Here is a 9,639-nt window from a genome sequence, read left to right on the forward strand (position 1 = left end):
GCGTTGGAGCTATTCAAGCCTTTCGTTATGAAGCGACTGGTTGAGTTGGGCCTAGCTCAGAACATCAAGTCTGCAAAGCGCCGGGTTGAAAGATCACGCCCGCAGGTTTGGGGAGTTCTGGAAGAGGTAATCAAGGAGCGTCCGGTTCTACTAAACCGCGCACCGACTCTTCACCGCTTGGGTATCCAGGCTTTTGAGCCACTACTAGTTGAAGGTAAGGCTATCCAGCTGCACCCGTTGGTCTGTGCAGCGTTTAACGCTGACTTCGACGGTGACCAGATGGCTGTCCACCTTCCGCTGTCTGTTGAGGCTCAGGCTGAAGCTCGTGTTTTGATGCTTGCATCAAACAACATCTTGAAGCCTTCCGATGGTCGCCCAGTTGCCACCCCAACCCAGGACATGATCATTGGTCTGTTCCACATGACCACCTTGAAAGAGGGAGTCAAGGGAGAAGGTAACGCCTACGGTTCGATCGCAGAAGCGCAGCTTGCATTTGACGCTGGCTTCCTAGATTTGAACGCTAAGGTCAAGATCCGTTTGCCCGAGAAGGCAGTCGAGGGCGAGACAACTATTCGCGAGACCACTTTGGGAAGGGCGCTGTTCAACGAGAGTCTGCCTCAGGAGTTCCCGTACCAGGAAAAGCGCGTTGGTAAAAAGGAAATCGGTCGTATCGTGACTGACCTTGTTGACACCGTTAGCCGCGTTGAAGTTGCACAGTCACTTGACCGCATCAAGGACTTAGGTTTCTACTGGGCTACTCGCTCGGGTGTTTCCATGTCCATCTCCGATGCCAACTTCGATACTTCTGGTTCCTTCGATAAGGCCCGTGCCAAGATCTTGCTTGACGGCGAGAAAGAGCACACCAAGATTCAGGAAGCTTTCGACAACGGACTAAAGTCCGACCTCGAAAGACGAGACGAGCTTGGAGCGCTTTGGTTCAAGAGAACCAACGAGATCGGTACCCTGCTAGAAGAATCACTTCCTGAGGAAAACGCAATCTACAAGATGGTGACATCCGGTGCTCGTGGAAACTTGCTACAGATTCGTTCCATCATGGGTATGCGTGGACCTGTTGCTACTTCCTCTGGTGACTTCGCACCGATGCCCGTTAAGGGAAACTACCTACTTGGACTAACCGCCAACGAGTACTTCATTAACGCAACCGGTGCCCGTAAGGGTAACGCCGACACCGCCATGAAAACTGCAGCTGCGGGTTACCTAACCCGTAGGTTGGTTGACGTGGCTCAGGACGTTATCGTCCGCGAGCCAGATTGTGGCACAAGCAAGGGTCTGGATAAGGACTTGCTAGACGATGACCAAGTTGAACTATCGATCTTGGCTCGCTGCGCGGCAGTTGATGTGAAGGCCGATGGCAAGACCATCGTTAAGGCCGGAACTCCAATCGACACCAAGCTGGTCGAGACCATGAAGGCTGCCGGTGTTGAAACCGTGTCAGTTCGTTCTGTTCTCTCCTGTGAGTCGGTGCACGGAGTTTGTGCCAAGTGCTACGGAACTTCGCTTGCTACCGGTGACCCGGTTGAGATCGGTGAGGCAATTGGAATTATTGCCGCACAGTCCATCGGTGAGCCAGGAACCCAGCTAACAATGCGTACCTTCCACACCGGAGGTGCCGCATCGAGCGCAAAGAAGCAGACCATTTTGAAGTCCATCGGTGGTCGTAAGGTTCGCGTTGAGCGATTGATTTCCTACGACATCACCCAGGGTCTAAATGGTGTGACCGACTTGCTTGAAGCTCGTGTTGGATGGCGTCAGGCTGGAAAGGTCGCCGTCATGGCGTTCTGGCCTGGAACCGTTGACATCGTTGAAGTTGCATCCGCAACCGGAGCAAAGAAGTACGACGTCTACGTTCGTCCAACCGGTGAAGCTGCCGAGAAGGAAGCCGAAGCTCTAGCGCTTCAGTACTCGTTCTCTAGAACCACTTCGAAGACATTCAAGAAGCTATCTCCTTACACACCTATTACCTCGGTGACATCACCTGATGACCTACTGGTTGAAAAGGGCGATGCCGTCAAGGCCGGAGATTACCTGGTTGATGGAACTCCAATTCCTCACGAGGTTCTAATGGTTAAGGGAAGCCGCGAAGCGGCTGCCGAAATCATCCGTGGTGTTCAGGCGATCTACGGATCTCAGGGTGTGCCACTGCACGATAAGCACCTCGAGGTTATCGTTCGTCAGATGCTTGGCAAGGTCACCGTTATCGACTCAGGCGACACTGAAATGTTGCCCGGTGAGATTATCGATCGAAACCGCTTCACCCAGGCCAACCGCGCTGCGGTGGCTGAGGGTAAGAAGCCCGCCTCTGCTCGTCAGGAAGTAATGGGTATGACCCGTGCCTCCCTGGCTGCTCAGTCATGGCTATCGGCAGCCTCCTTCCAGGAGACCACGAGGGTTCTGACCCAGGCGGCTCTTGACCGCAGGTCCGATCCACTGGTTGGACTGAAGGAAAACGTCATCATTGGAAAGCTAATTCCAGCCGGAACCGGACTTTCTGCCTACCGAAACATCGAGGTAGACGGTACCGAAGAGGCCAAGGAAGAGCGCTACCCGAACCGGATGTGGGGGGCTGAAGCTATAGCCCAGGAAGCCACCCCGGAGGTATCGCTTAGCTTCTCCATGGAAGATGAGCCGGTTGCGGCCGTAAGTGTTGAAGATTCGGCTGAATAGAACCTCTTTTTGGGTCAAAATAACCATTTGACCGCTAGGAGCCTAATCAGCTAGGCTTGGCAAAGCGCGCCCTAGGCGCGCATTGTCTTGCCAAAAAGGGCCAAATCTTTGGCCAAAGAGCAAACTAAAGAATATTTTCTTCAAGGGGTTTCCTTTGCGAGAAAAGCCATAACAAGGAGAATGTAGTGCCAACAATTCAGCAGTTGGTCCGTAAGGGACGCAGCGCTAAGGTTTCAAAGACCAAGACGCCTGCGCTTAAGGCCAGCCCACAGCGCCGCGGTGTGTGTACTCGTGTTTACACCACCACACCAAAGAAGCCGAACTCGGCTCTTCGTAAGGTAGCTCGTGTGAAGCTCTCCAACGGTATTGAAGTAACCGCCTACATCCCGGGCGAAGGTCACAACCTGCAGGAGCACTCCATGGTGCTTGTGCGCGGCGGCCGTGTAAAAGATCTTCCAGGTGTTCGCTACAAGATTGTTCGCGGAGCCCTTGATACTCAGGCAGTAAAAAACCGTCAGCAGGCTCGCAGCCACTACGGTGCAAAGAAAGGTAAGTAAAGTAAATGCCTCGTAAAGGCCCAGTTACCAAAAAGCCAGTTGTCGCAGACCCGGTTTACGGATCCCCTGTTGTTTCTCAGCTGGTAAATAAGATTTTGCTAGATGGCAAGAAGTCCATCGCCGAGTCCATCGTTTACGGAGCTCTTCACGGAGCAAACGAGAAGTCCGGCACCGAAGCCGTTGTTCTTTTGAAGAAGGCCCTAGACAACGTGCGTCCAACCGTTGAGGTTCGCTCACGCCGTGTTGGTGGATCGACTTACCAGGTTCCAATTGAAGTAAAGGCACACCGTGCCAACACTTTGGCCATGCGCTGGTTGGTTTCTTACGCAAAAGCAAGGCGTGAAAAGACCATGACCGAGCGCCTGCAGAACGAAATCTTGGATGCCTCAAATGGTTTGGGTGCTGCTGTGAAGCGTCGCGAAGACACTCACAAGATGGCCGAATCCAACAAGGCATTCGCTCACTACCGCTGGTAGAAAAAAGCTACAAACCGGTCGAGATACTTTTCTCGATTTATCAAGCAATAAAACTTTCGGAGGATAACCGTGGCACAAGACGTGCTTACTGACCTGAATAAGGTTCGAAACATTGGCATCATGGCGCACATTGACGCTGGTAAGACAACCACCACTGAGCGCATCTTGTACTACACCGGTATCACCCACAAGATCGGTGAGGTGCACGATGGTGCAGCCACCATGGACTGGATGGAGCAGGAGCAGGAGCGAGGCATCACCATTACCTCGGCCGCTACAACCTGTTTCTGGAACAACAACCAGATCAACATTATTGATACACCGGGCCACGTTGACTTCACCGTTGAGGTAGAGCGTTCGCTTCGAGTACTAGATGGAGCCGTTGCTGTATTCGACGGTAAAGAAGGTGTTGAGCCACAGTCCGAGACCGTTTGGCGTCAGGCTGATAAGTACGAAGTTCCTCGCATTTGCTTTGTAAACAAGATGGACAAGCTAGGAGCAGATTTTTACTTCACCGTAGACACCATCATTAAGCGTCTGGGTGCAAGACCTCTAGTTATCCAGCTTCCAATCGGAGCTGAGAACACCTTCGAAGGTGTTGTTGACCTAGTTGAGATGCGTGCCCTCGTTTGGCGCGGAGAAGTTGAGCTTGGAGCCAAGTACGAGATCGAAGAGATCCCGGCAGATTTGAAGGCCAAGGCTGACGAGTATCGCGTTAAGTTGCTGGAAGCGGTTGCCGAAACCGACGATGCCCTCATGGAAAAATTCTTTGCCGGCCAGGACCTAACCGTCGCCGAGATCAAGGGTGCTATCCGCAAGCTAACCGTTTCTTCCCAGATTTACCCGGTTCTTTGCGGAAGCGCCTTTAAGAACAAGGGTGTTCAGCCAATGCTTGATGCCGTTATTGACTACCTACCAACTCCTCTAGATGTTGAGTCAGTTGTCGGTCTAGACGTTCGTGACGAGACCAAGGAACTCACTCGCGAGGCAAAGTCAGACGCACCGTTTTCTGCGCTTGCTTTCAAGGTTATGTCTCACCCGTTCTTTGGTCGCTTGACTTACATCCGCGTTTACTCCGGTAAGGCAGCTTCCGGTGAAGCGGTATTGAACTCCACCAAAGACAAGAAAGAGCGCATCGGAAAGTTGTTCCAGATGCACGCCAACAAAGAAAACCCAGTAGATTCTGTGACCGCGGGTCACATCTACGCGGCAATTGGGCTCAAGGACACCACAACAGGGGATACCCTTTGTGACCCGGCTAACCCTGTTGTTCTTGAGTCGATGACTTTCCCAGAACCAGTTATTTCCGTTGCCATTGAGCCAAAGACCAAGGGCGACCAGGAAAAGCTAGGTCTAGCTATTCAGAAGCTTGCCGAAGAAGACCCAACCTTCCGCGTGGAGCAGGATCAGGAAACGGGTCAGACTGTTATCTCAGGTATGGGTGAGCTTCACCTCGACATCCTTGTTGACCGTATGCGTCGAGAGTTCAAGGTTGAGGCAAACGTTGGTAAGCCTCAGGTTGCTTACCGCGAAACACTTAGAAAAGTTGTTGAAAGATACGACTACACCCACAAGAAGCAGACCGGTGGATCTGGACAGTTTGCAAAGATTCAGATCAAGCTCGAGCCAATGGAGGTCGAGGGCGACAAGGTTTACGAATTCGTCAACGAGGTCACCGGTGGACGTATTCCTCGTGAATACATCCCGTCTGTAGACGCCGGAATCAAGGACGCCATGCTGGTTGGCACCCTGGCCGGCTACCCGGTTGTCGGTGTTAAGGCCACCCTGATGGATGGCGCTTACCACGACGTTGACTCGTCAGAAATGGCGTTTAAGATTGCTGGTTCGATGGCCTATAGAGAGGCCTCGAGACTAGCGAACCCTGTACTACTCGAGCCGTTGATGGCCGTCGAAGTACGAACCCCAGAGGAATACATGGGCGACGTCATCGGTGACCTCAACTCTCGTCGTGGTCAAATTCAGTCAATGGAAGACGCCTCCGGCGTCAAGGTGGTTTCGGCCATGGTTCCACTGTCTGAAATGTTCGGTTACGTCGGTGACCTGCGCTCGAAGACTTCGGGCCGTGCGGTCTACTCGATGACTTTCGAGGCCTATTCAGAGGTCCCTAGAGCCGTCGCCGACGAAATTGTCCAGAAGAACAAGGGCGAATAAGTCCTTTTCCAAGGACCAAACAATCTTGTAGAATAAGAAAAGAAATCAACCCCAAATCCTTTGGCCCTCAAGGTCTAAAGATTTATAAACGTCCTGAGGAGGACCAAAATGGCTAAGGCGAAATTTGAGCGCACCAAGCCGCACGTCAACATCGGTACTATCGGTCACGTTGACCACGGTAAGACCACTCTGACTGCGGCCATTACAAAGGTGCTTCACGAGAAGCACCCAGACCTGAACGCAAGCTACGCTTTCGATCAGATCGACAACTCCCCAGAGGAGAAGCAGCGCGGTATTACCATCAACATCTCACACGTTGAGTACCAGACCGAGAAGCGCCACTACGCTCACGTAGACGCACCGGGCCACGCTGACTACATCAAGAACATGATCACCGGAGCCGCACAGATGGATGGTGCAATCCTTGTGGTTGCAGCAACTGACGGCCCGATGCCTCAGACCAAGGAGCACGTACTACTTGCAAAGCAGGTTGGCGTTCCTTACATCGTTGTGGCTCTAAACAAGTCCGACATGGTTGATGACGCAGAAATTCTTGAGCTAGTTGAGGTTGAGGTTCGTGAACTTCTTTCTCAGTACGAGTTCCCAGGCGACACCGCTCCTGTCATTCAGGTATCGGCTCTAAAGGCCCTCGAGGGTGACGCTAAGTGGGCTGAGTCCGTAGCGAAGCTAATGGACGCAGTTGACGAGTTCATTCCAGAGCCAAAGCGCGAGACTGACAAGCCTTTCCTAATGCCTGTTGAAGACGTCTTCACCATCACTGGTCGTGGAACCGTTATCACTGGCAAGATCGAGCGTGGAACTGTTAACGTGAACGACGAAGTTGAAATCGTTGGTATCCGCGAGAAGCAGAAGACCACCGTGACCGGTATCGAGATGTTCCGCAAGCTACTTGACTACGCAGAGGCCGGCGAGAACGTTGGACTACTTCTACGTGGAACCAAGCGCGAGGACGTAGAGCGCGGCCAGGTTGTTTGCAAGTCTGGTTCGATCACTCCTCACACCGGCTTTGACGCCAACGTCTACATCCTTTCCAAGGATGAGGGTGGCCGTCACAACCCGTTCTACGCTAACTACCGTCCTCAGTTCTACTTCCGTACCACTGACGTGACCGGTGTTATCACCCTGCCATCAGGAACCGAAATGGTTATGCCTGGTGACACCACCGAAATGTCGGTTGAGCTAATCCAGCCAATCGCCATGGAAGAGGGTCTACGTTTTGCTATCCGTGAGGGTGGCCGTACCGTAGGTGCAGGAACTGTAACCAAGATCACCAAGTAATACTTTTACTTACAAAAACCCCAGTCTTCGGACTGGGGTTTTTGGTTTAACTGGATCTAGAAAACTCAGACGCCCTAATAATCTGCTCAGGGGTTATTTTTACCCCGGTGTATTTCTCGAATTGGATTGCAGCCTGCAGGGCGATAACTTCGGCACCAGTTATCAGGAGCTTACCTTGTGACTTAGCTTCAATAACCAAAGGCGTCTGAACAGGAAACGCCACAACATCAAACACCGTGGTTGCGTGTGCAATCATTTCTTTCGAGAACGAAAGTTCCGATTCGTCAGCTCCGCTCATTCCAATGGGTGTCACATTCACCAGAACATCAAAGTCAGGGTTGTTTAGTGAAGCTTGGTCGAAGCTGTAGCCATATTTGGCAGCTAGGGCTGAACCGGTTTGTTGATTTCTGGCAGTCACGGTTAGGTTGCTAAAGCCGGCTTGCTTGAAGGCGGCAACTACAGCTTTTGCCATGCCGCCTGATCCCCGAACCAAGACCTTGGATGAACTGTCGATTTGAGATTTGGTTAGCAGCTGGGCAACAGCCTCGAAGTCGGTGTTTGAACCAACGAGCTTGCCGCCTGAGTTCACAACCGTGTTGACAGACTCGATTGCCTCAGCCGATGGCTCTAGGAAATCAAGCATCGGGATGATGGCTTCTTTGAAAGTCATCGATATCGATGCCCCTTTGATTCCAAGGGCTCTGATGCCCCTAACCGCTCCCTCGAGGTCAAGGGTTGTGAAGGCCTTATAAATAAAGTTGAGCTCTAGCTCGTCATACAAAAAGTTGTGAAACCGTGTGCCAATGTTGGTGGGCCTTGCGGCAAGAGAAATACAGACCTGCATGTCCTTGTTTAGTATTGGCATCTAATAAGTCTGGCAGAGCAATAGACTCGCGATTGTTTCTTGAAGGCAGAAGAAAGTGGTGAATCTAGAAGATGGTTGATTCCAACTGGGGCTACCAGGTAGCTGACACCGTGCAGCTTGCCTATCTAACCCGTGCCGGCATTATTGAATCTCGTCACCACGGACTTGCTTGCCTAACTGGGCCTGACGGCAAGCTCATTCAAGAACACGGCAACTCCCGAAAACTTATCTACCCAAGATCGGCTGTGAAGCCGCTGCAGGCTCTTGCCATGAGGCGTGCAGGTTTGAAACTTTCTGGGGCCGAACTTGCAATGTCGAGCGCCTCGCATCAGGGAACCCCCGAGCACACCCAAATTGTTCTTTCAATTCTTGAAGGGGCTGGACTCAAAGAAGCTGATCTTCAGTGCCCGGTGGCTTGGCCTGGAAACCTAAAGGCTCGATCTGCTGCGCCATCTGAAACAAGGGCTGCATTTAATTGCTCAGGAAAGCACGCAGCTTTCCTGGCCGCTTGTGTTCAAAATGGTTGGGACACCAAAACCTACCTGCAGCTAGATCACCCCCTACAGAAACTGATTGTTGAAGTGATCGAAGAGTTCTCGGGTGAAAATATCCCACACTCAACCTTTGATGGGTGCGGGGCACCACTTCACCTAATGAGTCTTCAAGGTCTTGCTCGGGCAGTAGGGAAGTTTGCGCAAGAAGAAACTGAGATTCGAGATGCCATGCTTTCAAACCCTTGGGTGGTTGATGACCACGGAGCCTCCGACACAATGGTGATGGAAAAAGGCATGCTTGCCAAGATCGGGGCCGAGGGAGTATTCGTCATTGGACTATCTTCTGGCCACGGGGTCGCCGTGAAGGTGGCCGATGGCAGCATGAGACCGGCAGGGCTAGCGGCAATCAAGATGCTTCTCAATCATGGTTTGCTCGACAAAAAGGTCTATGACGAGCTATTCGAAAAGCTCACGGTGGCAAGCTACGGGGGAGAGCAAGTGGTTGGTCAGCTGGAAGTTGCCTTCTAGCTTTTTGGCTGGAAGAAAAAGGCCCAAATAGAGGTTTAGCTAGCAATGGATCAGCAAAAGCCAATTCGCCTGGTTGGGGTATACAAAGCCGACGGCGGGATAGTGGGGGAGCTCAAGTATTTCTTTGGGCACCTGATCGGAATAGCCAAGTGTGAGCTCTGCGATGTGACGCACTCCCCAATCCGCAAAAAGGCCAGTTTCGACCAGCTCACCAAGGACCTTCGATCCGAATTCGGGCTTGATTTTGCCCTGAAGCACCTAAATGAGCGAACTGAGGCGGAACTCAAGGCCTCGGCGGGCAAAGAGCCCTGTGTTTTGGCCGAGTATTCAGATGGCAGCCTGGGGATGTTTTTGGACCGCCAGGAGCTTCGCGAGGTCAAGGGCGATGTGGCCAGGTTCGAGAAGGTGGCAAGGGCTCGGTTGGCCCTGTTTTTCTAGGGTCTCAATGGCCCCATGGGAGTGGAAAGAATAGACCTAGCCTGGATCTTTAACTTGCATTGAAACGCCCCACTGTGGCAGTATTGACAAGTTCACAAGTAGTTGGCTTTGTCTTAGGCCAATCC

At 52.3% G+C, this 9,639-nt stretch carries 8 protein-coding genes; 7 read left to right on the forward strand and 1 reads right to left on the reverse strand.

Annotation, left to right across the window (positions count from 1 at the left end; translation table 11 throughout):
• From WAO31_RS01455 to tuf, 5 genes are all read left to right on the forward strand, one after another.
• A partial coding sequence (locus WAO31_RS01455) for a DNA-directed RNA polymerase subunit beta' (protein ID WP_509589333.1) occupies nt 1-2,685 on the forward strand: 2,685 nt, incomplete at its 5' end.
• Between the two features lie 185 nt (nt 2,686-2,870).
• Nucleotides 2,871-3,242, forward strand: a complete 372-nt coding sequence (gene rpsL / locus WAO31_RS01460; protein ID WP_506557989.1) for a 30S ribosomal protein S12 — start codon at nt 2,871-2,873, stop codon at nt 3,240-3,242.
• 5 nt (nt 3,243-3,247) lie between these two features.
• Nucleotides 3,248-3,718 (forward strand): 30S ribosomal protein S7, encoded by a 471-nt coding sequence (rpsG, locus tag WAO31_RS01465; RefSeq protein ID WP_506557990.1) that lies wholly within the window; start codon nt 3,248-3,250, stop codon nt 3,716-3,718.
• Between the two features lie 69 nt (nt 3,719-3,787).
• On the forward strand, nt 3,788-5,890 hold the full coding sequence (gene fusA / locus WAO31_RS01470; protein WP_509589336.1) for an elongation factor G: 2,103 nt from the start codon (nt 3,788-3,790) through the stop codon (nt 5,888-5,890).
• 108 nt (nt 5,891-5,998) lie between these two features.
• On the forward strand, nt 5,999-7,189 hold the full coding sequence (gene tuf / locus WAO31_RS01475) for an elongation factor Tu (protein ID WP_509589338.1): 1,191 nt from the start codon (nt 5,999-6,001) through the stop codon (nt 7,187-7,189).
• Between the two features lie 46 nt (nt 7,190-7,235).
• Here the strand turns inward: tuf and WAO31_RS01480 are convergent, their stop codons facing one another.
• Nucleotides 7,236-8,054: a shikimate 5-dehydrogenase gene (locus WAO31_RS01480; protein WP_509589341.1), complete on the reverse strand. Its 819-nt coding sequence runs from the start codon at nt 8,052-8,054 to the stop codon at nt 7,236-7,238.
• Between the two features lie 71 nt (nt 8,055-8,125).
• On the opposite strand from WAO31_RS01480, the gene WAO31_RS01485 reads away from it, so the two are divergent.
• Nucleotides 8,126-9,076 carry an asparaginase gene (locus WAO31_RS01485; protein WP_509589343.1) on the forward strand — a complete coding sequence of 317 codons (951 nt, stop codon included), beginning with the start codon at nt 8,126-8,128 and terminating at the stop codon, nt 9,074-9,076.
• A gap of 45 nt (nt 9,077-9,121) precedes the next feature.
• Nucleotides 9,122-9,514, forward strand: coding sequence for a hypothetical protein (locus WAO31_RS01490; protein ID WP_509589345.1), 393 nt, complete (start codon nt 9,122-9,124; stop codon nt 9,512-9,514).
• Nucleotides 9,515-9,639 lie beyond the last annotated feature (125 nt).

Source organism: Rhodoluna sp., assembly GCF_049276775.1.
Taxonomy (GTDB): domain Bacteria; phylum Actinomycetota; class Actinomycetes; order Actinomycetales; family Microbacteriaceae; genus Rhodoluna.

Bases quoted from the DNA above. Each gene is read 5' to 3' on its own strand.
- rpsG (WP_506557990.1), top strand. From the start codon at position 3,248: ATGCCTCGTAAAGGCCCAGTTACCAAAAAGCCAGTTGTCGCAGACCCG.
- tuf (WP_509589338.1), top strand. From the start codon at position 5,999: ATGGCTAAGGCGAAATTTGAGCGCACCAAGCCGCACGTCAACATCGGT.
- WAO31_RS01480 (WP_509589341.1), bottom strand. From the start codon at position 8,054: ATGCCAATACTAAACAAGGACATGCAGGTCTGTATTTCTCTTGCCGCA.
- WAO31_RS01485 (WP_509589343.1), top strand. From the start codon at position 8,126: ATGGTTGATTCCAACTGGGGCTACCAGGTAGCTGACACCGTGCAGCTT.
- WAO31_RS01490 (WP_509589345.1), top strand. From the start codon at position 9,122: ATGGATCAGCAAAAGCCAATTCGCCTGGTTGGGGTATACAAAGCCGAC.